This window comes from Xenorhabdus aichiensis (assembly GCF_028598775.1).
In the GTDB taxonomy this organism is placed as follows: Bacteria; Pseudomonadota; Gammaproteobacteria; order Enterobacterales; family Enterobacteriaceae; genus Xenorhabdus; species Xenorhabdus bovienii.
In genome coordinates this window covers 17,729-41,890 of sequence record NZ_JAQRFO010000033.1, presented here as the reverse complement: position 1 = coordinate 41,890, position 24,162 = coordinate 17,729, and the positions used below count along the sequence as shown (strand labels likewise).

Here is a 24,162-nt window from a genome sequence, read left to right as displayed (position 1 = left end):
GAATATTGCAATTGTATAGCATCCTACCATTATCTTTATGGTTTGGTTGTTTTCGGACTTAGCAATAAAGAATGCGTACAAGATGGGATAATCTTACGGACTGCATGGATGAAATTTTTTATTACAATTAAAACAATAGGATATATTTAAATGCGTCTCTTATTAGTTGAGGATCACCCTGACTTATCACACTGGCTGCAAAAAGCACTAAGCAGCCCTGGATTTGTCGTTGATCTTGCTGAAGATGGAATTGCGGCAGATCAGCTTTTGCTGACGGAAAATTATACACTGCTGATCTTGGATGTCGCCTTACCCAGATTGGATGGAATTTCCCTGTTATCACGGCTGCGTAAGCGCGGGCAAAATTTGCCGGTGTTGTTATTGACTGCCAAAGCGGATGTTGCAGACCGAGTGAAAGGGCTAAATTCGGGCGCTGATGACTACTTAACTAAACCTTTTGATTTTGAAGAATTAGAAGCCCGTATTCGGGCACTGTTACGCCGTGGTGTTGGTTTGCAGCTAGGAATGCAGCAATTCGGCTCACTGGCTTACGAAGACGCAGGTTATTTTTTATTGAATAATCAACCGTTGGCGTTGACTCCCAGAGAATTCTCAGTTTTAACAACCCTTTTTCACCGTCGTGGGCGCCCTGTCTCGAAACAACAACTGTTTGAGCAGGTATTTTCTTTATCCGATGAAGCAAATCCCCAAAGCATCGAATTGTATGTGCATCGGTTACGGAAAAAGCTCCTCAACAGTGATATAGGAATATGTACGTTGCGTGGATTGGGATATCGATTGGAGTTGCAGAAATAATGAAACTGTTCAAAATACCACGCTCACTGTTTCATCAGTTACTCCTGTTTTTTGGTGTGCCACTGTTGTTATTGGGCGGGGCTTCTGTGTATACCCATTATTTCAGTGCGAAAAATGCGGCGACACTTGCTTATGACCGGACGTTACTGGCATCGGCAAGAACAGTTGCGGAACGTCTGACAGTAAAGAACAAACAGTTAAACGTCGATGTGCCTTATATCGTTTTGGACAGTTTTGAACGTAATACGAATGATCGTCTTTACTATCAGGTGATATCACCGGAAGGGAGAACCATTTCCGGTTACGATAATTTACCCTCCATTCCTCAATATACCCAGCGTTCGCAACTGTATACGGCCTTAGTATATTTTTATAACGCAGAATATCAGGGGTACCCCATCCGTGTTGCGGCCTTGTATCAGCCGATCAACGAAGGGGGGTTAATGGGCATGGCATTGATACTGGTGGCTGAAACCGTGGATTCCCGCCAGTATTTAGCGCGACAATTACTGATTTCTTCCCTGATAAGTCAGGGAACCGTCGTGGTATTGACACTGATTCTTGCTTATTTCCTGTTAAAGCAGCTTCTTAAACCACTGCGCAGGTTATCGGGCATGATGGTGCTTCGTTCAGCCAATGATTTAACTCCATTGCCGGATATTTTGCCGTGGTCAGAGCTTTCACCATTGCTTCGGGCATTTAATCGCTACATAGAACGGTTGAAACTGATGGTTGGGCGTCAAGCGCGGTTCAGTGCCGATGCTTCTCATCAACTCAGGACACCTTTGAGTGTATTAAAAACGCAGATAGCAGTGGCACTCAATGACCAAGATCCCCATCCGAGTGGAAAAATCATCAAAGCTATCAACAAGACCGTAGATAACATGATCTCACTGACCGATCGTCTGTTGTACCTTTCACAGTTGAAAGTGCATGAGAAAGAAGCCATCCAGAATTATCAGCCCGTCAATATTGTGGAATTATTACAGCAAGCCTGTTTTTCTCGTTTGCAACAGGCGGAAAGCAAAAATGTTGATTTGGGTTATGAAGGGGAAAATGTCTTTTGGATCAAAGGGGAGCCAGTATTGTTGACAGAAATGTGTGCTAATTTGTTAGATAACGCCATTAAATATACGCCTGCTGCGGGAATGGTGACGGCAAGAGTGAGCATGACAGCGGACAAAAAATACTGTTGCCTCGAAGTTGATGATTCAGGGCCGGGCATCGCGCAAGAAAATATAACTCAATCGCTGATGGCGTTTAACCGTCTGGATAATGCAGCGGGGCTGGAAGGCGCTGGGTTGGGGCTGACTATTGTCAAAGATATCAGCCTGTACCACGGTGCGACTCTCCAGCTTTTGCCCAGTGCGACACTGGGCGGTTTGCTGGTGAGAATTCTATTCAGACTTCCGGCGAGTGAGAGGGGTACGTAGGCGCTGGGCGAGTATAACCCCTGCCAGAACAATGCCGCCACCGATCAGATGATAGCTTTGCATTTTCTCATGCAGAAACACTATGGCGATGATGGCGGTAAATACAGGAGCCAGATTCATAAATATAGAAGTCATATTCGCGCCTAGGCGAGTCACGCCCTGTATCCACAGATAGGGCGCAACAATTGAGGCGGGGATGCCCGCGAACAGGACTAACGAAATGTTATCGCTGGTTAACTGGACATCTTTTGTCATCATGAAATTAGGCAAAAGCAGCAAAAGGCTAAACCCGATTTGTATATAGAGTGATTGCCAATTGGGTAATGGGATTGCCCAACGTTTTGTTAATACGCCATATAAGGCGTAGGAAGCGGATGCAATAAATAACATCACTTCGCCGATCCCCAGACCGTGCTCTAATAAAGAAGCGGGTTCACCTTTGCTCACCAGCCACACCAGGCCGAACAACGAAAACACGGTACCCAGGGTGATACCTACTGTGGGGGCAACCCGTAAGGCAAAGATACTGATGATCACCGTCAACAACGGAATCAGTGAGGTAAAGATCCCTATCAATGTTGCACTCACCGTATGGGCAGCGTAATAGGCCATACTTTGGTTAAGTACCATGCCTAGAGTACCCAGAATCAATAACTTCCACCAATACTGGATAACCATTTTCCGCTGTTTCAGAACAGGCCATAAAACGAAAGGAGTCAGAACCAGAAAAGCGATGAACCAACGATAGAAAGCAATGGCAGCAGGCTCAATTGACGTGGCGGCTGCTTTACTGACAACGGCATTAATTGACCAAATCAGAACAGCAATTAAGGGAAACAAGAAATTTATCATTGAATTAATTTATTCATGTAAGTGCATAGTGTATTTAGTGTAACAATGACCGATTTTTTGTATATAGTGATAATCAGACAACAGATGTGGCAATCCAGATAATTCTCCCATTTCTGATAATAGGTTTTATGTCGATTAAATGGCAGAATAGTGGATCACGCCTATTTAAGTCGTTGGATGAGAAAAGTGAAAATTCTGGTTGATGAAAATATGCCTTACGCTGAACAACTTTTTCAGCAATTGGGCGAAGTACGGGCAATTCCGGGGCGCCCAGTCCCTGCGGGTGTTCTAGAACAGGCTGATGCCTTTATGGTGCGTTCTGTCACTAAAGTTAATGAATCCTTGTTGAAAGGCAGTTCTATTAAATTTGTGGGTACTGCCACTGCGGGGATGGATCATGTTGATCAGCAATGGTTGTCGCAGGCAGGAATTGGCTTCTCAGCCGCGCCGGGATGCAATGCGATTGCCGTTGTTGAGTATGTGTTTTCTGCACTGATGTTATTGGCGGAACGGGATCAATTTCAACTCAAAGATAAAACTGTCGGCATTGTCGGCGTGGGTAATGTCGGAGGGCGTCTGGCTGACCGGCTGACTGCTTTGGGTGTGAAAACCTTACTGTGCGATCCTCCTCGTGCCGATCGTGGCGATGAAGGTGAATTCTGGCCGTTGGAGAAATTAGTACAGGAAGCGGATATTCTGACTTTCCATACTCCACTTAATAAATCAGGCTGTTATCAGACTTATCATCTGGCCGATGCAGAATTACTTTCTGCATTACCGGACAACCGAATTTTGATTAATGCCAGCCGTGGTGAAGTGGTTGATAATCAAGCACTACTTTCAGTACTACAAAGTGGGAAAAAATTACGTGTTGTGCTTGATGTCTGGGAACCAGAGCCTAACCTTTCATTGCCCTTACTGGCTTTGGTTGATATCGGTACACCCCATATTGCCGGGTACACTCTGGAAGGCAAAGCACGTGGTACGACTCAGGTCTTTGAAGCTTATTGTGAATTTTTGGGGCAGCCGCGCAGGGCGGAATTGTCCGACCTTTTGCCTGAACCTGATTTCAGCCATATCACCGTACATGGTGAAGTGACACAAAGCATCCTGAAGCGCTTGATACATTTAGTGTATGATGTGCGCCGTGATGATGCACCACTACGTCAGGTCGCTGAACAGGATGGCGCTTTTGACCGATTGCGTAAAAACTATCCAGAGCGCCGGGAGTGGTCTTCCCTGACGGTGCATTGTGACTCAGAAAAAAGCGCTCAATTACTGTCTGAAATTGGGTTTAACGCTAAAGCGATTTAATACAGGCAGGCGTTCCTGCCTGTCAGCAAAATAAAAGAAGTGGAGAAAACCAACATGTCAGAAGGCTGGAATATTGCGCTCTTGGGTGCAACAGGCGCAGTAGGTGAAGCGATATTGGCGTTATTACAGGAGCGCCAGTTTCCGGTTGGTAAACTGCATCTTCTTGCCAGTGAGCAAAATGCTGGAAAAATCCAGCGTTTTAACGGTAAAAACATCACCGTTCATGATGCCGCGGAATTTGATTGGTCACAGGTACAGCTTGCGTTTTTTGCCGCGACAATGGAAGCAACGGCACAATATATTGAAAAAGCAACGGACGCTGGCTGTCTGGTGATTGACAGCAGCGGCTTGTTTGCCGCAGAGCCTGATGTACCGTTGGTCGTGCCGGGAGTTAACCCACACGCTTTGGCTGAATATCGCAACCGTAACATCATTGCTGTGGCGGACAGCTCAACAAGCCAGGTTTTGACGGCCATTAAACCATTGATTGATGTCGCAGGTATTGCACGTTTACATCTGACCAATTTATTGCCGGTTTCTGTGCATGGTAAAGCTGCTATTAATGAATTGGCAGGGCAAAGCGCCCGTTTATTGAACGGCATTCCGCCGGATGAAAGTCTTTTTAGCAAACAATTGGCTTTCAATTTGCTGCCTTTATTGCCTGATGTTGAAGGCTCAGTACGCGAAGAGCGTCGTATTGTCGATCAAATTCGCAGAATATTACAGGACGAAGGGCTGCCCATTTCAGTCAGTTGTGTTCAATCTTCGGTTTTCTACGGAATTGCCCAGATGGTGAGTGTGGAAACGCTGCGTCCAGTCGGTATAGGAGAAGCTCGTGGAGAACTTGAACGTTTTGCAGAAATTCAGGTCTCAGAAGAGGGGGATTACCCCACTCAGGTCACGGATGCATCCGGCAGTGACGGGTTGAGTATTGGCTGTCTGCGTAATGATTACGGTATGCCGGAGATGCTACAATTCTGGTCTGTTGCCGACAATATCCGTTTTGGCGGTGCGCTGATGGCGGTTGAAATCGCAGAAAAACTGATGCAGGAGCAATTCTACTGATGTCTGATGCAGAGCCGAGTCAGTCTGTACCAGAGGCAAAAAAAGTGAAAATTGCACTGGGGATTGAATATGATGGCAGCCGCTATTATGGTTGGCAGCGCCAGCAAGAAGTAAAAAGTGTACAGGAATGTCTGGAAAAAGCCCTGTCAAAAGTGGCAGATGAACCGATTTCGGTTTTCTGTGCAGGCAGAACAGATGCGGGGGTACATGCTACCGGGCAGGTAGTACATTTTAAAACCTCGGCACAACGTAAAGATGCTGCCTGGACAATGGGCGTTAGTAGCCATTTGCCACCCGATATCGCAGTGCGCTGGGTAAAAACGGTGGATGATGAATTTCATGCCCGTTTCAGCGCAACGGCACGCCGCTATCGATATATAATCTTTAATCATCGCTATCGCCCTGCGGTGTTAGCACAGGGTGTCACGCATTTTCACTATCCATTGGATGAGAGAAAAATGCATGAAGCGGCACAGAGTTTACTGGGAGAGAATGACTTTACTTCTTTCAGGGCAGTACAGTGCCAATCTAATTCACCGTGGCGCAATATGATGCACATTAATGTCAGCCGGCATGGGCATTATGTGGTGGTGGACATTAAAGCGAATGCATTTGTTCATCACATGGTGCGTAATATTGTTGGCAGTTTGCTGGAAATTGGTTGTCGTAATCAGGATATCGGCTGGATGGCTGAACTATTGGCACTGAAAGACAGAACAAAAGCGGCGGCAACAGCCAAAGCTGAGGGATTATATTTAGTTGCGGTGGATTATCCTGAGCACTTTGGTTTACCTGAACCCATTATGGGGCCGTTGTTTCTAGCTAATGATTTAATCTGACATTTTCAAAATGTGACAGGGATGTTCGAGCATAACGAGGAATATTATGGAGTTTTTAACTCATTTTGTTGATTTTGCTAAGTTCATTGTCGATTTTATTTTACACATTGATGCACATTTGAAGGAATTGGTCAGTGATTATGGCAATTGGGTATATGGCATCTTATTTCTGATCATATTTTGTGAAACGGGTTTGGTGGTCACGCCATTTTTGCCGGGAGATTCGCTGCTGTTTGTGGCAGGCACGTTGTCTGCATTAGATTCCAATGATCTGAATGTACATATTATGGTGGCGTTGATGATTACAGCGGCGATTATTGGTGACGCTGTAAACTATACAATTGGTCGTATTTTTGGTGAGAAATTATTTACCAACCCGAATTCAAAGATTTTCCGCCGCAGTTATTTGAATAAAACCCATGAGTTTTATGAAAAACACGGTGGAAAAGCGATAATTCTGGCACGATTTGTGCCAATTGTTAGAACATTTGCACCGTTCGTTGCGGGAATGGGGAAAATGTCTTACCGCCATTTTGCTGCTTATAATGTAATCGGTGCATTTATATGGGTGCTATTATTCACTTATGCCGGTTATTTATTCGGTGATATGCCAATCATACAGCAGAACCTGAAATTATTGATTGTTGCAATTATCTTTATTTCTATCCTGCCTGGCATCATTGAAATTTGGCGTCATCGACGAGCTGCATCCAAAAAAGCAGTAGATGGCAAGTAGGTAACCGTTAGCAGGTTTGAACAGTTTTTTATCCACACTGTAATGGCATTGTGGTTTAATGGCACGTAAAACAAAAGCTGGCATAGGCCAGAATCAGACGGAAAAGGTTCATTAATGAGCTGGATTGAAAAGATTCTAAATAAAAGCAAAATCATGCAAACTCGTAAGGCAAGTATACCTGAGGGAGTTTGGACAAAATGTGATAGTTGTGCTCAGGTACTTTATCGTGCTGAATTAGAGCGTAACTTTGAAGTGTGCCCGAAGTGTGATCACCACATGCGGATTTCAGCCCGTGAGCGACTGCACACATTTCTGGATCAAGGGACCGGTATCGAATTAGGCAGTGAACTAGAACCTAAAGATCTGCTGAAATTCCGCGACACTAAAAAATACAAAGATCGTTTGGTAGCAGCTCAGAAGCAGACGCAGGAAAAAGATGCGCTGATCGTGATGAAAGGCTCACTGTACGAAATGCCCGTTGTGGCAGGCGCATTTGAATTTACCTTTATGGGTGGCTCCATGGGCTCTGTAGTCGGTGCGCGTTTTGTCCGCGCCGTTGAACAGTCACTAGAAGACAACTGCCCATTCGTCTGTTTTACTTCCAGTGGTGGCGCACGGATGCAGGAAGCGCTGATGTCTTTGATGCAGATGGCAAAAACCAGTGCCGCGCTGGCGAAAATGCAAGATCGTGGCCTGCCTTATATCTGTGTCCTGACCAACCCGACCATGGGTGGAGTGACCGCAAGTCTGGGAATGCTGGGTGATATCAACATTGCTGAGCCTAAAGCATTGATTGGGTTTGCTGGCCCCCGCGTCATTGAACAGACCGTGCGTGAAAAATTGCCGGCAGGCTTCCAACGCAGTGAATTCCTGCTGGAAAAAGGCGCAATTGACATGATCGTACGTCGTCCAGAAATGCGTGAGAAAATAGCTAATCTGCTTTCGATGTTGACTCGTCAGCCTCATCCCGGTGCAAAAGTAGAAACGGTAGCGGAGATGGTTGCTGAACCCGCTGATGTTGAAACTGACATAAACATCAATCCTAATAAAGAAGATGTCTGATATATTGCAAATTCCTCAAGCCACGTCGTCACTGATGACGTGGCTTTCCTATCTTGGAAACCTGCACGCAAAAGCCATTGATATGGGGCTTGAACGTGTGGGAGCACTCGCCGATCAGTTAGATTTGCTGCATCCGGCACCGAAAGTCATCACCGTGTCTGGCACGAATGGTAAGGGGACGACTTGTCATACCCTTGAATCCATTCTACTGGCCGCTGGCCTGAAGGTCGGAGTGTACAGCTCCCCGCACCTGGTACGCTATACCGAACGGGTACGTATACAGGGCAACGAGCCGACGGAACAGGATTTCTGCCGTGTATTTGCGGACATTGAAGCCCAACGTGGTGATATCACATTAACCTATTTTGAATACGGCACTTTGGCTGCGTTACAGCTTTTTAAAGAAGCTGATCTGGATGTCGTCATTCTCGAAGTGGGGCTGGGCGGGCGTCTGGATGCGACCAATATTGTGGATTCAGACGTTGCGGCAATCACCAGCATTGCACTCGATCATATCGATTGGCTGGGTGCGGATCGCGAACATATTGGCCGTGAAAAAGCAGGTATTTTCCGTCAGGGGCGTTTTGCCGTGGTGGGGGAGCCGGATATGCCACATACCATCGCTGAAGTGGCTGATGAGCTGGGGGCGAAATTGTTTCGTCGCGGTGTTGACTGGGATTTCTCACAGGATGCGGACAGTTGGTACTGGCGCACAGGAGGTCAACAGTTCAGTGAATTGCCCGTCCCCAATCTGCCTCTGGCGAACGCTGCAACAGCGATGGGAGTGATTTACTGTCTGCAGCAGCAGGATGATAACGTCAGTCAGGCCATTAATGAACGAGCGATCCGTGAAGGGTTAAGCAAGGCCCAGTTACCGGGGCGTTTCCAAATCGTCAGGGAAAACCCGCGGGTGATTTTGGATGTGGCGCATAATCCCCATGCAGCAGGTTATCTAGTACAGAAGCTGGCAGAATTGCCCCGCGCACCAAACAGTAAGATCCGCGGTGTCGTTGGTATGCTGGAAGACAAAGATATAGTGGGTACGCTTGCTTGTCTTGCCCAGCAGATTGACGAATGGTACTGCGCGTCATTGCATGAATTTCGTGGGGCAGAAGCAAACATGCTGGCCGAACACCTTGGCGATGCCCGAACATTTGTGGACGTTGAGCAGGCATGGCATCAAGCCATGGCAGAAGCCTCAGCGCAGGATATCATCGTGGTCTGCGGCTCTTTCCATACTGTTGCTCATGTTATGGAGGCAATGGAGGAGGTGAAGGAAGGTGGCAAGTAAATTTCAAAATCGTTTAGTTGGAACCATCGTTCTTGTGGCACTGGGTATAATTGTGTTACCGGTGCTATTTGACGGCGATAAGAAACATAATGAAAGCCAGTTTGCTTCCATTCCGTTGGCACTAAAGCCTGGTGATGAAGAAGATATCGATTTGATCGCACCCCTGACGCAGGATATGCCATCGACACCACCGGAAGGGGCGGCGGAAGCAATGGCAAAGCAAGCACAAGAGCTACAGCCAGATATGCTGTCCAGTTCGTTATTGTCAGAGCCTGCGCCAATGGCACCGCCGCCTGTGGAGATCACGCAAGCGCCCAAGGCGACGGTTAACTCTGAACCCAATCCTCAGCCAAAGGTGGACGTTAAGCGGGAAACGAGGGCTGAAACCAAACCTGAAACTAAGTCTGAAAGCAAATCCACGCCAGTGAAGGCGCCGCAGGGAGTGGCATATGTTGTTCAGCTTGGTGCATTGAAGAATGCGGGTAAAGTGGATGAGATTGTGGCGAAGCTGCGTCTTTCGGGTCATCAGGTCTATATCATTCCTTCTTCTCCAGTACAGGGAGAATTGACGCGGATTTATGTCGGGCCGAATGCATCAAGGCAAACCCTTGAATCCACTTTGCCTGAATTGAAGGAATTGACGGGTTTGCAAGGGCAAATCAAAAACTACAGTCCCTGACCCTATTGGTGTCTTACGGGAAGTGTTTGGCTTCCCGTCGTGATAGTTACAGGTTAGGCCCTTGCGGCGATTGTCGTTTTTGAACCTGCTACGAATTATTTTCAGTAGAGTGAGAAATCTGCTACGCAAACGTTTTCGTTTTCTGTTAGAATGCGCCCGACTTGAATGTCGGGAGCCTGTTTTGGATTAAAATATGGTCTGGATTGATTATACAATTATTGCCATCATTGGTTTCTCGGCACTGGTTAGCCTGATACGTGGTTTTGTTCGCGAAGCGCTCTCACTGGTCACTTGGGGATGTGCTTTCTTTGTTGCAAGTCACTTCTATACTTATCTGGCGGTTTATTTCACCCGCCTGGAAGATGAACTGGTGCGTAATGGGGTAGCGATTGCTATCTTATTCATTGCAACACTGGTTGTTGGTGCGGTCGTAAACTATGTACTTGGTTCACTTGTTCAGCGAACAGGCCTGTCAGGTACTGATCGGGTGCTGGGGATCTGTTTTGGGGCACTGCGTGGTGTATTGATTGTTTCTGCTATTTTATTTATTGCAGATTCTTTCACACCGCTCCCTAAAAGTGAGGACTGGCAACAGTCACAACTCATCCCACAGTTCAGTCAAATTATCAGGTGGTTTTTTGACTACCTGCAAAACGCGTCGAGTTTCCTGCCGGAGAAATCACTCTCTCCGCTTGGCTGATGAGGAAAAACTACATGTGCGGTATTGTCGGTATCGTCGGTTTTACACCGGTTAACCAGTCGATTTATGATGCATTAACGGTGCTTCAGCACCGTGGGCAAGATGCAGCAGGCATTGCAACTATTGATGGTAACAATGAGTTCCGTTTACGCAAGGCCAATGGTTTGGTCAAGGATGTGTTTGAAACACGGCACATGTTGCGTTTACAGGGAACGACCGGGATCGGACACGTCCGTTACCCAACAGCGGGTAGTTCCAGCGCCTCTGAAGCGCAGCCTTTTTACGTGAATTCTCCCTTTGGTATCACACTGGCGCATAACGGCAATCTGACAAACGCACATAAGTTGAAAAAAATGCTGTTTGAACATGCCCGCCGCCATGTTAATACCACATCAGATTCTGAAATCCTGCTCAATATTTTTGCCAATGAACTCACCCAATTCCCGGATTTTCCACTGGAGCCAGATGATATCTTTGCGGCGGTTGCAGCGATGCACAAGAAAATCCGTGGTGCTTATGCCTGTGTTGCCCTGATTATTGGACATGGCTTGGTGGCTTTCCGTGATCCGAACGGTATCCGGCCTTTGGTTCTGGGGAAACGCACGCTGGAAGATGGGCGCAGTGAATATATGGTCGCATCGGAAAGCGTGGCACTGGATACATTGGGTTTTGAATTCCTGCGTGATGTGGCTTCTGGCGAAGCGATCTACATCACTGAAAAAGGGCAGTTATTTACCCGCCAGTGTGCAGAAAATCCTGCATTAACTCCCTGTTTATTTGAATTTGTCTATTTTGCCCGTCCTGACTCCTTTATTGATAAAATATCGGTATATAACGCGCGGTTACGAATGGGCCGGAAACTGGGCGAAAAAATTGCCCGCGAATGGGAAGATCTGCATATTGATGTCGTGATCCCTGTTCCTGAAACGTCTTGTGATACAGCACTGGAAATAGCTCATATTCTGGATAAACCCTACCGTCAGGGGTTTGTCAAAAACCGTTATGTGGGACGCACCTTTATCATGCCCGGCCAGCAGGAACGTCGTAAATCGGTTCGTCGTAAACTGAATGCTAATCGCGCTGAATTCCGTGGTAAAAATGTCTTGTTGGTAGATGATTCCATCGTACGCGGTACGACATCAGAACAAATTGTGGAATTAGCTCGCGAAGCTGGCGCTAAGAAGGTTTATTTTGCTTCGGCAGCACCGGAAGTTCGCTTCCCGAATGTCTATGGCATAGATATGCCTAATGCTAATGAACTGATTGCCCACGGTCGAGAAGTTGATGAAATTCGCCAGCTCATTGGTGCTGATGCGCTGATATATCAGGATCTCAGCGATCTTATCAGCGCGGTGCGTGAAGAAAACCCTGATATTGAAAAATTCGAATGTTCTGTATTTGATGGCATCTATGTTACGAAAGATATCGACCAGATTTACCTCGATTATCTGGAGAACCTTCGTAAAGATGACGCCATGAAATTGCGTGGGCAGAGCGAAATTGAGGATCTGGAAATATATAATGAGGGATAATAACATCCTTATTATCATCAAGTTATTTCCAATATCTCAGAGGGAAGCATGAAAAGATTGATTGTCGGGCTGACGGGAGCAAGTGGCGCGATCTATGGCGTCAGATTATTGCAGGTCTTGCAGTCGGTTGAGGGCATTGAAACGCATCTGGTCATCAGCCAATCCGCCCGGCAGACATTGGCTCTGGAGACGGATTATACGCTGCGGGATGTGCAGGCACTGGCTGATGTGGTGCATGACAGCCGCGATATCGCTGCTTCTATCTCTTCAGGGTCATTTAAAACCTTAGGGATGGTGATTTTGCCCTGCTCGATAAAAACCCTGTCGGGTATCGTGCATAGTTACACTGATGGCTTAATTACCCGTGCTGCTGATGTTGTTTTGAAGGAAGGGCGCAAGCTGGTATTGAGTGTCAGGGAAACGCCTTTGCATTTAGGGCATTTGAGATTAATGACTCAGGCGGCTGAAATAGGGGCGGTGATTATGCCGCCTGTGCCGGCATTTTATCACCGTCCCGATCACATTCAGGACATTATTGACCAGACGGTCAACCGAGTACTCGATCAGTTTGATATCGAGCTGCCACAAGATTTATTTAACCGTTGGCAGGGCGCGAAACAAATTGAAGTTTAAGGTGAATTAGCTTCCGCTTTTAATAAATCTTTGAAGGCTTCCTCTAATTCAAAATAGCGGAAGCCGAATCCCCCTTCTTCCAGCCGCTTGGGAATAGCCTGTTGCCCACCTAAAACCAGCATAGCAGCTTCTCCCATGATTATTTTTAATACAAAGGCAGGAATGCGAATGAAAGCGGGGCGATGTAGTGCGTTTGCCAGTGTTGCACTAAACAGATCATTATGAACAGGATAAGGGGCTGTCATGTTGAACGGGCCGCTCAGTTCAGGCGATACCAGTAGGTAATAGATACCATTGACCATATCATCAATGTGGATCCAAGGCATATATTGTTTCCCATCACCCATTTTCCCGCCTAAACCCAATCGAAACAGTGGCAGCATTTTTTTCAGTGCTCCGCCTTCACTTGCCAGCACAATGCCTGTCCGCAGCAGGCACACTCGGGTTTTTTCACTTTCCGCCTGTAATGCCAGTGTTTCCCACTGTTTACAGAGCTGATGGGCGAATTCGTCATGAGGAAGATCATTTTCAGAGACTACCGCTTGCCCCTGATTGCCGTAATAGCCAACAGAGGAACCGGAAATAAATACAGAAGGCGGAAATTCACTGGCATTAATCAAATGACTTAATTTCTCAGTGAGTTGCCAACGGCTTTGGCAGAGTTCTGTTTTTTGTGCTGATGTCCAGCGCTTATCTACAATGGGTTCACCCGCAAGATTGATGACTGCATCAAAATCATTCAGGTTATTTTTATTTTTCAGTGTTGCCCAACATTCAACTTGTTCGGAGAACAGAGAATATACCTTTTGTGGAGAACGACTCAAAATGGTGATGGAATGGGAAAGCGAAAGTAATTGGCAAGTCAATCGATAACCAATCAGCCCCGTACCCCCAGTAATTAAGATACGCATAGCCACCCCCAGTGACCAAAGTGACCAAATAGATAGTCGGTTATTGACTATAGCAGGGGATGGCCTACGTAACAGCGAAAAATGCTGTTATCTGTTATCAACATCAAGTTTTTCGGTGAAAAATTTTGTCGTTAGCCGAGTAAGCATGATTAGCCATTGTTGTATGCGGCTTGTGTTGCAGGGCGTTGTTCAATTTTCTCAAGCCATTTTTCAACCGCAGGGTAATCATTCAGATTAATTTTTTGATGTTCATGACATCTAGCCCACGGATAGGTAGCGATATCGGCGATGCTGTACTCATGTCCGTCAAGATACGGTGTTTTTTCCAGTTGGGTATTCAGGACATTGACTAAACGCCGTGATTCTTCCATATAGCGATTAATGGCATAAGGTACGACTTCAGAAGCGTAATGATTGAAATGGTGATTTTGGCCAAGCATAGGGCCAAAGCCAGCAACCTGCCAGAATAGCCATTGCAATTGCTGATTGCGTTCACGCACATCCTTGCTCAACAGTTGACCGGTTTTATTCGCCAGATAGAGCAAAATAGCGCCTGACTCAAAGATGGAGATGGGTTCTCCTCCATCAGCGGGTTGGTGATCAACAATTGCCGGAATTTTATTATTAGGCGAAATGGCCAGAAATTCGGGTTTGAATTGTTCGCCGGTGCCGATATTGATTGGATGGACAGTGTAAGGCAGGCCGACTTCTTCGAGAAACAATGATATTTTATAGCCGTTTGGCGTTGGGGCATAATACAGGTCTATCATATAACCTCTAGTAATAATAACGGATGGATAAATATAGTTCCAGTACATTACCACTGGTTTGAGTTGCCTGTAAAATGCCACAAATCCGTCATTTCACTGTTCGTGGATTTATTTTATTCAGTTATGGCAATCTTTATCCGTTTTGGCCTTTTAATTAGGCGCGTTACAGTAGAAACTGGCATGCAAATCGTTTATTAAGGTTTTTAGGATGGTGCAAGAGAAATCAGCAGGTATTGAGTGGGTTGATATCGTCAATGAAGACAATGAAGTGATCGCTCAGGCGACTCGCCAGCAGATGCGTAGCCAAAACTTGAGGCATCGTGCGACTTACATTGTTGTACATGATGGTATGGGCAAAATTCTGGTTCAGCATCGTACAGAAACGAAAGATTTTTACCCTGGAAAATTGGATGCAACGGCCGGTGGCGTGGTCATGGTAAGAGAAAACATGCTTGATTCTGCCCGCCGGGAAGCGGAAGAAGAGCTGGGGATCGCGGGTGTACCTTTTGCTGAACATGGGATCTTTTACTATGAAGAAGAAACCTGCCGGACATGGGGAGGGTTATTCAGTTGTGTCAGCCACGGGCCGTTTGCATTACAGGAAGAAGAAGTCTCGGCTGTTTACTGGTTGTCGCCAGAAGAAATTACTGCCCGTTGTGATGAATTTACGCCGGATTCTCTGAAAGCCCTGTCTTTGTGGCTAGCGCGTAACAGACAGACGGAACTGCCTGAAAATTGATGACATAATAATTTTCATTACCCCTTAATATGCAAGCTCCTCTTTACGAGGAGCTTTTTATTTGTCTCTTTTGCAAGTTAGCGACATTAGATTTAGTTGGCACTATGATTGATGAACTTGGAATGGTGTCATTCAATTTTGCTGAAAATTAGACATTAATCGTCAGCACATACTCAATGACTCGTCTGTCTGTTTAACATCAGGATTTTTTGTAGTAGATCGGCTAATGAGACCATTATTGTGATATTCCTTATAAATATTCGGGTTATAGCTGACTAATTAATATATGTGAGTGAATAAAAATGAATAAAACAGTTTAGTCTGCTGTTTGAAAAAAAATATCCTTTCTAGATTAGAAAATATTGTTATTTTCGGTGATTACATATAAAAGTTATTATATACAATATAGAGCTTAATCAAATTATAATCCTAAGTAAATTAAATTAATAGGTATGACTAAAGCACTAATTGCAAATTATGACATATCAAGTTTTCATTACTAAATGATCCTAATTGATGTATTCATGGTGAAGATGATAAGGTAGATATGATAAGGTAACTATGATAATGGAATATTGAAATAATTTATAAAATCATACATCTGATATAATGTTTTCTTACGGGTCTGTTAAAATAAATTATCGACAATAATTATCTAATCTTCTGTATTGTAATGGTTTAATATTCTTTTTTTTGCTAGTTTACCAGTAATTGCGATTTTATATATTAATGGCTTGTTATTAACTGATTGTTTTTTAAAAAAAATAAAAAATACATACGATCCAGGTGGTTTTTTTTAACGAATTGAAAGAAAAATAAATTAGAGGTATACCAATATAGCGTTAAGGAAAAATGCCAAAATTTTATGTTCTGAATGATTTTCATAATCAATTTTGTAACATGGTAAATGACAAATATAAGATGATCACCGTTGTTAAGATTGTAACAAGGAAAAAGCTTTATGATTGCATTTAACCTCAAAAGAGGTCTAACCATGATAAGTTACGCTAATGCTATTTGGCATATTATTATTAATATTGCTATTGTTGGTGGAATTTATTTTTTCCTGATAAATATATGGGGGGATACTCCATTTATTGGTGATTATCTGATCTTGTTTTTATTTATTTTTTGCATTAGAATTTCTGTTGAAATAATTTATGATAACATCAAGGCCTTTTCTTCGAAACACCTTAATCAGACCCTGTTAAATAATGTTATAGCATTAATTGAATTTAAGGGAAGTTATCGAGGTTTTTATCAGGTATGGGGACTGATTACCCTCTGTGTGCTGGCGTTTCATATTTTATTAATCCTACCTTTTTACTCCTTATTATCAAAAATAAGATTTTTGTCATGGTTTGTTAGTGGTTTTTTATTTTGTTTATTTTCACATAACGTTGTTATATTAGTTTTGAATTATTATCCTATTGATTTTTTGTTGTAATTTATTTATGAGCGTTATTGTTTCACTAATGGTATTTTAATCAGTCGGAGTGGTCTATATTATTTTGTAATGGGCTTTTTTATTGAATAACAACGAACAATGATCGATATCAAAGAAAATATATTGTTTTTAGATAAAGATAATTGAAGTTGCTGGCAGTATAAAAATAGCTATAACAGACAGTGAAAAAGTAGCTATAACAGTTCAAAATACTGTGCTACGGAAAAAAAGAATAAAAAAATTATCCCAGAAAAATAGACGTAATATTCTTGTAAGAATATTTCGATAATCTACTTTGGCTAATATATGGCTCGATCATATATCGAGAATGTATTGGGTAGGTACAGAATTTTTTTCTGGTTGAGTATGGCAGTGAAAACACTCAACTCAGTATATAAAATATATGCTGATTACGGGGTTGTTTTATTCAATACACGAGGAATGTATGTCTGAGACATATTTTTTGCATGATAGGAAAGTTCGTGGGGATATTGCGATCGTTGGTATGGCCAGTCATTTTCCTGATGCACCGGATTTGTATAAATTCTGGGAAAATATCATCAGCAAAAAGGACTCGCTGACTGATATCTCTACCATGTTAGAAGATGAATATTGGAAAAAAGAGGATTTTTACGATGCCAACCCGGCAGTGGCAGATAAAACCTATGGCCATCGTGCTGGCTTTGTGCCTCCGATTGACTTCGATCCGGTAGAGTTCAAAATTCCACCCGCGATTATTGACTCAATTAGTACGGCACAGTTATTTGCACTCTATGTTGCTAAACAGGCCATGCTGGATGCGGGCTTGGTTGGACAGGAGAATAGCAGGGTAGACCGTGATCGTATCGGCGTCATTTTAGGCGGTGCAGGAAATGGCAACACGTCATTTTCACTGGCTTCACGTCAGCAGGCACCTTATCTGCGTGAAATTATGGTCAAATCCGGCCTGTCAGAAAAAGTGACAAATGACATCATCGAACGGATGCATGGCATGTACCTTGAATGGACTGAAGACAGTTTCCCGGGGTTTTTGGGTAACGTCGCCTGTGGCCGGATTGCCAGTTATTTTGATCTCGGTGGCACGTCTTATATGGTAGATGCTGCCTGTGCCAGTAGTCTTGCGGCAATCAAGGCCGCTATCGGTGAACTGCATTCTGGTAGTTGTGATGCCGTGTTGACGGGGGGTGTCAATTTGGAGAACTCCATTTTTTCATTCCTGTGCTTCAGTAAGACGCCGGCATTGTCAAAAAGTAATTTATCCCGTCCCTTCGATCAGAGTGCTGATGGCATGATGCTTGGTGATGGCGTGGGAATGTTGGTACTGAAACGTCTCGAAGATGCAGAACTGGATGGTGACAGAATTTATGCTGTTATTAAGTCCATTGAAGCTTCCAGTGACGGCAGAGCCAAGAGTATTTTTGCCCCTCGTCTGGAAGGACAGGCCAAAGCGTTGAGGCGGGCTTATGCCAGCGCAGGGCTCTCACCCAATGATATTCAATTGGTTGAGGCGCATGGCACGGGTACGGCATCAGGCGATGATACCGAACTAAAAAGCTTACACACTGTGTTTGGTGAATACCAGGTGCCTGCAAAATCGGTGGCAATTGGCAGCATCAAGTCCCAGATCGGCCATACTCGTTGTGCCGCAGGCGCTGCGTCTATGATGAAGGTCGCGTTGGCACTGCATCATAAAGTCCTGCCTCCCACTATCAATGTGGGTAAGCCGACAAACTTGCTGAAAGCAGAAAACAGCCCGTTTTATGTCAACAGCGAAGCCAGGCCGTGGTTGCGTTCATTCAGCAGTGCACCGCGTCGTGCAGCATTGAGTGCCTTTGGTTTCGGTGGCACCAATTTCCATGTCATTCTCGAAGAGTATGAAAAACATACGCATGGACGTTATCGGCTGAATGAGTCACCTTGGATCATGCTGTTTAAAGGTCATAATCCGGCGGAATTGCTTGTACAGTGTGAAGAAGCTCTGATCCATTTCAGTGGTAACTTGCCTGATATCGCCATCCGCCAGTATCTTGAGCAGCAGGACATTGACAGCTTACAGCCGCAACAGGCCAGAGTGCTGTTTGTCTCTCAATCCGCAGAACAGACAGTTGCCTTGTTGTCGATTGCCATCAAACAGTTGCAGCAGAATAGTGCTCATGGTTGGGAACATCCGCGCGGGATCTATTACCAGCCCCAAGGAAAAATGCTGGATGGCAAAATTGTCGCTCTGTTCCCCGGTCAGGGGTCGCAGTATGTCAACATGGCGCGCGACGTTGCCAACGATTACCCCGAAATGCGGCAATCGCTGGAAACACTGGATGATGTGTCCATCAATGAATTAGGGCATGAACTATCGCCGGTGATTTATCCCGTCCCGACATTTTCAGATGACGAGCGTCAGGTACAGCAACAACGGCTGATGGACACGGCTAATGCCCAGCCAGCATTGGGCGCTATCAGTGCAGGTTATTTCAACATTTTGAAAGGGATGGGATTCGCCCCTGATTTTGTTGCCGGACACAGTTATGGTGAAGTCACGGCACTCTGGGCGGCAGGGGTGCTTTCCGATAAGGATTTCCACCGCGTTTCTCTTGCCAGGGGCTGGGCGGCTGCATCTGCCAGCGATCACCGTGGGGCAGATACTGATGCCGGCGCAATGCTGGCCGCGTCGCTCAACCCTGCACAACGCGCACAGATTCTGGAACGCTATACCGGCATTATCATTGCCAATGACAACTCTCAGCAGCAGGTGGTATTCGGCGGTGTGACTTCCCTGATTCACCAGCTCCATGATGAGTTGAAAAAACGTGATGTGCATTGTCGTATTCTGCCGGTTTCAGCCGCTTTCCATACCGCATTTATCCAGCCGGCTTATCAGCCTTATCGTGAATGTCTGGCGGGTATCAATTTCCAGTCACCGCAATGCAGACTGTTCTCCAGTGCAACAGCGGAACCGTATGGAAATTCTCCGCAGACGATTCGGGAATTGTTGGCGGAACAATTGATCAAGCCAGTGCAATTCCGCCAAACCATTGAAGCCATTTACCAGCAGGGTGGTCGGTTGTTTGTCGAAGTAGGGCCTAAAGGGGTCTTGGGCAAACTGGTGGCCGATATCCTGAAAGACAAAGAACACGAGGTTATTTCCGTTAATCCCAATGACAAAGGGGAAGATCGGTTACAGTTTGCCCGTGCTCAAGCCAAATTGCTGGCGGAAGGTGTCAAACTCAGAGAAATAAATCAGCACATACGCCCTCAACCGATAGCGGAAGACAAAAGCAAACGTCTGACGTTCAGAATGAGCGGGGGTTTCTACCTGTCCCAGAAAAATAAGGCACGACGCCAACGTGCGCTACGTGATGGCGACAGCGCGATTGTCGAGCAATTTATCGCTGAATCTGCACCTGTACCGATGGCTCCGGTTATGCCTTTGCATTCCCAAAAAGAAGTCAACATCAAAGAAGAGCATTCAGGCAAAGAAGTCAAACCAACACAAGAAGTACATCCAACAAAAGAAGTTGTGGTAGAAAAAGTTGAAAATAAAGTCGAAAAAATCGCCGAAAACAAAACAATTTCTGCCCAATTTATTCAACAAAATATGCTGACAATCATTCAAAGACGAGAGAGCACGATGGAACAGAACAACCAGTTGAGTGAAAACGTAGATGTAAACATGTTAAATGGACTGTTGCAGGCTCAACAGGTTATGAGCCAGCTTCACCAACAATTTCAAGCTAACCAGAAAGACTATATTCAACTGCTGGGGATGTTGTTGGATAAACAATATACCCTGCTGGAAACCTGTAAGGATCATCAGAACCTGCCGAGCATGTTATCCAGTCTGAGTCAAAGTGTTCAATTACTGGACAAGAACCTTGAACTATATCATTCCAACCATGAACACTATTTCATGGCTCAGCAGAGCTTGTTCCAGTCCGGGCAAGTGGCACCGATGATAGTACCTACTCACCGTATGTCATCGCCTGTGGTGGATTATTCCGCTCTGGCCAAAGTGACCGCTTCGGCGACAATAGAGCCTGCTCCAGTATCAACGCCAGCGCCAATTCCCACTCCGATTCCGACAACTGCCCCAGCGGTGAAGGTTGACACGGCTCCTGTAAAGGGATCCAAGCCTGTGGACACGATAAAGGAAATTGAGCCAGTGCGTTCAATGGTGCCAGAAATGCCTGTCATGCCATCAGTGGTAGAGGAACCTGTTAAGCCAATAGTGAATGAAACACCTGTCAGTCAGCCTACACCTGTAGTGATTGAGACAAAGGCGAAAATCCTTGATCCCGAAGTAGAAAAACAGTTCCAGCTCTTGTCACAAATCACTGAAGAGAAGATTGTCAACCAATTGATCTCCATCGTCAGTGACAGAACCGGTTATCCGCAGGATATGATCACGCCAGAAATGGATCTGGAAGCTGATTTGGGCATTGACTCCATTAAGCGGCTGGAAATCTTTGGTGCGATGTTTGACGCGTTCTCTGCGAACGTGGGTCTTTACAATGAAGCTTCAAGAAATAAAGATCTGGAAAACTTCGAAGTCGATTCCTTGAGTAATATCAGCAAGATGGGCGTGTTCTTTAAGCAAATGCTTGACGACGTCATGAATGGCTTGCTCGGCAACGGGGGTGATGAAGTCGTGGCAGAGCAATCACTGCCATCAGTCGAAACCCGTGAACACGCAAACACCAAAAGCAACATTGTCCCTGATAGCGGGGGAGCAACAGGCAAATTACAGTCTCTCGGATTTTTCACATCAACAGTAACTTCACCTGAGGTTGACAGCGTAAAAAAGCCATTAGCTGAACCGCAACTGATTGTACCTTCTGTGGTTCAGCCTGCACTAAAGAATGAAATTGTCTTAAATGAAGAAGAGTCTTTTGCCGGCTCACCCGTTTCGCGTTTTGCCGTGGTGAAACAACCCCTGCCTATGCCAGATCGTCTACAGGGGGTGTTTTCATCTCCTAAACGCTGGCTGGTCGTTGATGAGGGGACAACCACCGTGGATGACGTAGTGAACGCACTCAGGCAACAGGGACAGCAGGTTGCTGTTCTGATGCTGGAGAAAAACCAAGCTGTAATGAGGGACGAAGCAGCGCTGGACATGGCTTTGGCAGACATTGAGCAGCAACATGGCACGATTGAGGGCGTTATTTACTTGCAGACACCTAAGCAGAGCGTTAAGGCGTTAGCTGATGTGTTTAATGAACAGGATTACCGCTCAGTTGAAACCACGTTCCTGCTGGCAAAACGTCTGCAAGGAAGCCTTAACCATGATGAACAGAAGACCGGTTATTTCATGGTTATCATGCGCGGTGATGGTGAGTTACTCACCTCTGGACGGGAACACCTGTCTATCGTTTCGGCTGGGCTCACAGGGCTGACTAAGTCTCTGAATATTGAATGGAAAAATGTCTTCTGCCGAACAGTCGATATTGATGCCAGAGTCAAAGACAGCGATGCGGCGAAGATGGTGGTAGAAGAGCTTCAAGATAGCCGGACTGATATGGGGGAAGTGGGACGGGGCGTGAATGGCGAGCGTATGACATTGGCACTGACAGAAGAAAATGTATTGTCAGCGACATCTGTCAATCAGGTCAACGCGAGTGATGTGCTGGTTGTAACAGGAGGTGCTCGCGGCATTACTGCACAATGCGTTATTGAATTGGCGAAACAGAGTCAGGCCACTTTCATTCTGCTTGGGCGTACGGATATGACCGAGCCATTGCCGAAATGGGCAGAAGGCAAAATTACGCAGGATGAGCGCAAAACTGCGGCCATGGCTTACCTGAAAGCGCAGGGCGTTCAGCTTACACCCGTTAAGATTAATGGGATGTTGAGCCGCTTGACGCATATTGATGAAATCAATGGCACATTGCAGGCAATCAGACAGGCTGGGGGACGGGTCATGTACCTGCACTGCGATATCACTGATCCAAAACAGGTGAAAATCGCACTGACCAAAGCACAGCAGCAACTTGGGCAGATAACGGGTCTGATTCATGGTGCCGGCAATCTGGCGGATAAGCGAATTGAAAAGAAAACACTGGCAGATTTACATTCGGTCTTTAATGCCAAGGTCAAAGGGCTGGAAAATCTGTGCCGCGAATTAGACTTTACATCCCTGCGCCATATTATGTTGTTCTCATCGGTTTCCGGTTTCTTTGGCAATGCCGGGCAGGCCGACTACTCGTTGGCGAACGAAACACTGAATAAATTTATCTACCTGCCTTTCAAAGGTAAAAACAGTCAGATAATCCGTTCAGTGAACTGGGGACCGTGGGATGGCGGTATGGTCAGTGATGTTCTCAAACGGGCATATGACGCACAGAACATGGCGATTATTCCGCTCGAAGAAGGCACTCAACGTTTTGTGCGTGAGTTCCGGGATCCCGGTTCACTCCAGATCACGATTGGCGGGGCAAACTACAAGGCTGAGAAGACAGTTAAGGTGTTGGGTATCGGAGAGCAGGTTGACCGTCAATTGAGTCTCGATAAGAACCCGTTCTTGTATCACCATGTTATCGAGGGTAAATCCGTATTGCCCATGACGGCGGCGATTGCCTGGATGGCGCGGATCTGTGAAGATCGTTTCCCTGGTTATCAACTGGAAACCATCACTCATTTCAAAGTTCTGAAAGGTATTGTCTTTGATAACGCGCTGGCTGAATCTTACTGTGTGGCATGGGTTCCGAGTACATTTGATGAATCGGGTGATGGGCGGTTGGCACTGAATGTTGTCATTACCAGTAAACGAATGAAACATTATCAGGCGACCTTGATCCTGAGCCTGCAAAGCCGTGAAGCGAAGCATGAAGCAGTCGGTATCGATCTGAACGCTGAGGTTCCGCAGACGTTGCCATTCTATGGCGGTGTCGGGGGAGAGGGCATGCTGTTCCATGGGGAATCATTCCATGGTGTCCAGAAAGTCGTCCATGTTGATGATGATCATATTACATTGAAGTGCTGTGTTATGCCGGTACAGCTTGAAATGCAGGGGCAGTTCTCGACCCGTTTATTTAATTTGTTCATTAACGATATTGCTTTTCAATTGCCTGCAATGTGGTTGCTGCAACGAAATGAAATGTGTTTACCCAATGCAATTGAAAAAATAGAACAATATGCTGAGTTGAAATTTGGTCAAGAATTCTACGCGTCAATTGAAATCAAGAACCAAATATCAACGGAAATAATAACAGATATTATTTTTTATGATGAACAAGGCTATATTTATAGTCGGTTTCATAATGCAAAATTTACCGTGTTTGTTGAATAGAGGAAATTATCTTTCCTCAGTCAACTATCGAACAGGGTGAATAGCGAAAATAATTAATCGTTAT

General features: G+C 45.4%; 18 protein-coding genes. 15 read left to right on the top strand and 3 right to left on the bottom strand.

The annotated features are described in order from the left end of the window. Positions 1-150 precede the first annotated feature (150 nt). Both tctD and PSI22_RS14555 read left to right on the top strand, forming a co-directional pair. Positions 151-816: a transcriptional regulator TctD gene (tctD, locus tag PSI22_RS14560; protein WP_273580373.1), complete on the top strand. Its 666-nt coding sequence runs from the start codon at positions 151-153 to the stop codon at positions 814-816. Beyond that, positions 816-2,249, top strand: coding sequence for a sensor histidine kinase (locus PSI22_RS14555; RefSeq protein ID WP_273580372.1), 1,434 nt, complete (start codon positions 816-818; stop codon positions 2,247-2,249). Before tctD ends, PSI22_RS14555 begins: the two co-directional genes overlap by 1 nt. On the opposite strand, the gene PSI22_RS14550 is transcribed toward PSI22_RS14555, so the two are convergent. Further along, positions 2,214-3,101, bottom strand: coding sequence for a DMT family transporter (locus tag PSI22_RS14550; RefSeq protein ID WP_273580371.1), 888 nt, complete (start codon positions 3,099-3,101; stop codon positions 2,214-2,216). The two genes, PSI22_RS14555 and PSI22_RS14550, sit on opposite strands and share 36 nt — an antisense overlap. A gap of 186 nt (positions 3,102-3,287) precedes the next feature. Between PSI22_RS14550 and pdxB the strand changes: the two genes are divergently transcribed. The 10 genes from pdxB to PSI22_RS14500 all read left to right on the top strand — a co-directional run bounded on the left by pdxB (position 3,288) and on the right by PSI22_RS14500 (position 12,952). Then, a complete protein-coding gene (gene pdxB, locus PSI22_RS14545; protein ID WP_273580382.1) occupies positions 3,288-4,415 on the top strand; it encodes a 4-phosphoerythronate dehydrogenase PdxB in 1,128 nt (375 codons plus the stop codon). A gap of 54 nt (positions 4,416-4,469) precedes the next feature. Continuing rightward, on the top strand, positions 4,470-5,480 hold the full coding sequence (locus PSI22_RS14540) for an aspartate-semialdehyde dehydrogenase (protein WP_273580370.1): 1,011 nt from the start codon (positions 4,470-4,472) through the stop codon (positions 5,478-5,480). After that, positions 5,480-6,319: a tRNA pseudouridine(38-40) synthase TruA gene (truA, locus tag PSI22_RS14535; protein ID WP_273580369.1), complete on the top strand. Its 840-nt coding sequence runs from the start codon at positions 5,480-5,482 to the stop codon at positions 6,317-6,319. Before PSI22_RS14540 ends, truA begins: the two co-directional genes overlap by 1 nt. Before the next feature lie 46 nt (positions 6,320-6,365). Next, entirely contained in the window at positions 6,366-7,055 is a 690-nt protein-coding gene (locus tag PSI22_RS14530; RefSeq protein ID WP_273580368.1) for a DedA family protein, read from the top strand. 114 nt (positions 7,056-7,169) lie between these two features. Then, positions 7,170-8,117 (top strand): acetyl-CoA carboxylase, carboxyltransferase subunit beta, encoded by a 948-nt coding sequence (gene accD, locus PSI22_RS14525; protein ID WP_273580367.1) that lies wholly within the window; start codon positions 7,170-7,172, stop codon positions 8,115-8,117. Further along, positions 8,110-9,408 (top strand): bifunctional tetrahydrofolate synthase/dihydrofolate synthase, encoded by a 1,299-nt coding sequence (folC, locus tag PSI22_RS14520; protein WP_273580366.1) that lies wholly within the window; start codon positions 8,110-8,112, stop codon positions 9,406-9,408. The genes accD and folC overlap by 8 nt, the downstream gene beginning before the upstream one ends. After that, positions 9,398-10,087, top strand: a complete 690-nt coding sequence (gene dedD / locus PSI22_RS14515; RefSeq protein ID WP_273580365.1) for a cell division protein DedD — start codon at positions 9,398-9,400, stop codon at positions 10,085-10,087. The genes folC and dedD overlap by 11 nt, the downstream gene beginning before the upstream one ends. Positions 10,088-10,280: 193 nt before the next feature. Then, complete coding sequence (gene cvpA, locus PSI22_RS14510) at positions 10,281-10,787, top strand: colicin V production protein (protein ID WP_273580364.1); 507 nt, start codon at positions 10,281-10,283, stop codon at positions 10,785-10,787. A 14-nt stretch (positions 10,788-10,801) separates the two neighbouring features. Further along, positions 10,802-12,319, top strand: a complete 1,518-nt coding sequence (gene purF, locus PSI22_RS14505; protein WP_273580363.1) for an amidophosphoribosyltransferase — start codon at positions 10,802-10,804, stop codon at positions 12,317-12,319. 48 nt (positions 12,320-12,367) lie between these two features. After that, positions 12,368-12,952 (top strand): UbiX family flavin prenyltransferase, encoded by a 585-nt coding sequence (locus tag PSI22_RS14500; RefSeq protein ID WP_273580362.1) that lies wholly within the window; start codon positions 12,368-12,370, stop codon positions 12,950-12,952. Here PSI22_RS14500 and PSI22_RS14495 read toward each other — a convergent pair. Beyond that, a complete protein-coding gene (locus tag PSI22_RS14495; protein ID WP_273580361.1) occupies positions 12,949-13,863 on the bottom strand; it encodes a TIGR01777 family oxidoreductase in 915 nt (304 codons plus the stop codon). The genes PSI22_RS14500 and PSI22_RS14495 overlap by 4 nt on opposite strands. A 149-nt stretch (positions 13,864-14,012) precedes the next feature. Further along, positions 14,013-14,633 carry a glutathione binding-like protein gene (locus PSI22_RS14490; protein ID WP_273580360.1) on the bottom strand — a complete coding sequence of 207 codons (621 nt, stop codon included), beginning with the start codon at positions 14,631-14,633 and terminating at the stop codon, positions 14,013-14,015. A 208-nt stretch (positions 14,634-14,841) separates the two neighbouring features. Here PSI22_RS14490 and yfcD point away from each other — a divergent pair, with 208 nt between their 5' ends. The 3 genes from yfcD to PSI22_RS14475 all read left to right on the top strand — a co-directional run bounded on the left by yfcD (position 14,842) and on the right by PSI22_RS14475 (position 24,098). Beyond that, a complete protein-coding gene (gene yfcD, locus PSI22_RS14485; protein ID WP_273580359.1) occupies positions 14,842-15,372 on the top strand; it encodes an NUDIX hydrolase YfcD in 531 nt (176 codons plus the stop codon). 961 nt (positions 15,373-16,333) lie between these two features. Continuing rightward, a complete protein-coding gene (locus tag PSI22_RS14480; RefSeq protein ID WP_273580358.1) occupies positions 16,334-16,819 on the top strand; it encodes a DUF6347 domain-containing protein in 486 nt (161 codons plus the stop codon). A 445-nt stretch (positions 16,820-17,264) separates the two neighbouring features. Next, positions 17,265-24,098, top strand: coding sequence for a type I polyketide synthase (locus PSI22_RS14475; protein ID WP_273580357.1), 6,834 nt, complete (start codon positions 17,265-17,267; stop codon positions 24,096-24,098). Positions 24,099-24,162: the final 64 nt, after the last annotated feature.

Bases quoted from the DNA above. Each gene is read 5' to 3' on its own strand.
- purF (WP_273580363.1), top strand. From the start codon at position 10,802: ATGTGCGGTATTGTCGGTATCGTCGGTTTTACACCGGTTAACCAGTCG.
- PSI22_RS14480 (WP_273580358.1), top strand. From the start codon at position 16,334: ATGATTGCATTTAACCTCAAAAGAGGTCTAACCATGATAAGTTACGCT.
- PSI22_RS14495 (WP_273580361.1), bottom strand. From the start codon at position 13,863: ATGCGTATCTTAATTACTGGGGGTACGGGGCTGATTGGTTATCGATTG.
- PSI22_RS14530 (WP_273580368.1), top strand. From the start codon at position 6,366: ATGGAGTTTTTAACTCATTTTGTTGATTTTGCTAAGTTCATTGTCGAT.
- PSI22_RS14475 (WP_273580357.1), top strand. From the start codon at position 17,265: ATGTCTGAGACATATTTTTTGCATGATAGGAAAGTTCGTGGGGATATT.
- folC (WP_273580366.1), top strand. From the start codon at position 8,110: ATGTCTGATATATTGCAAATTCCTCAAGCCACGTCGTCACTGATGACG.
- PSI22_RS14500 (WP_273580362.1), top strand. From the start codon at position 12,368: ATGAAAAGATTGATTGTCGGGCTGACGGGAGCAAGTGGCGCGATCTAT.
- cvpA (WP_273580364.1), top strand. From the start codon at position 10,281: ATGGTCTGGATTGATTATACAATTATTGCCATCATTGGTTTCTCGGCA.
- PSI22_RS14540 (WP_273580370.1), top strand. From the start codon at position 4,470: ATGTCAGAAGGCTGGAATATTGCGCTCTTGGGTGCAACAGGCGCAGTA.
- accD (WP_273580367.1), top strand. From the start codon at position 7,170: ATGAGCTGGATTGAAAAGATTCTAAATAAAAGCAAAATCATGCAAACT.
- truA (WP_273580369.1), top strand. From the start codon at position 5,480: ATGTCTGATGCAGAGCCGAGTCAGTCTGTACCAGAGGCAAAAAAAGTG.
- PSI22_RS14550 (WP_273580371.1), bottom strand. From the start codon at position 3,101: ATGATAAATTTCTTGTTTCCCTTAATTGCTGTTCTGATTTGGTCAATT.
- yfcD (WP_273580359.1), top strand. From the start codon at position 14,842: ATGGTGCAAGAGAAATCAGCAGGTATTGAGTGGGTTGATATCGTCAAT.
- PSI22_RS14555 (WP_273580372.1), top strand. From the start codon at position 816: ATGAAACTGTTCAAAATACCACGCTCACTGTTTCATCAGTTACTCCTG.
- tctD (WP_273580373.1), top strand. From the start codon at position 151: ATGCGTCTCTTATTAGTTGAGGATCACCCTGACTTATCACACTGGCTG.
- PSI22_RS14490 (WP_273580360.1), bottom strand. From the start codon at position 14,633: ATGATAGACCTGTATTATGCCCCAACGCCAAACGGCTATAAAATATCA.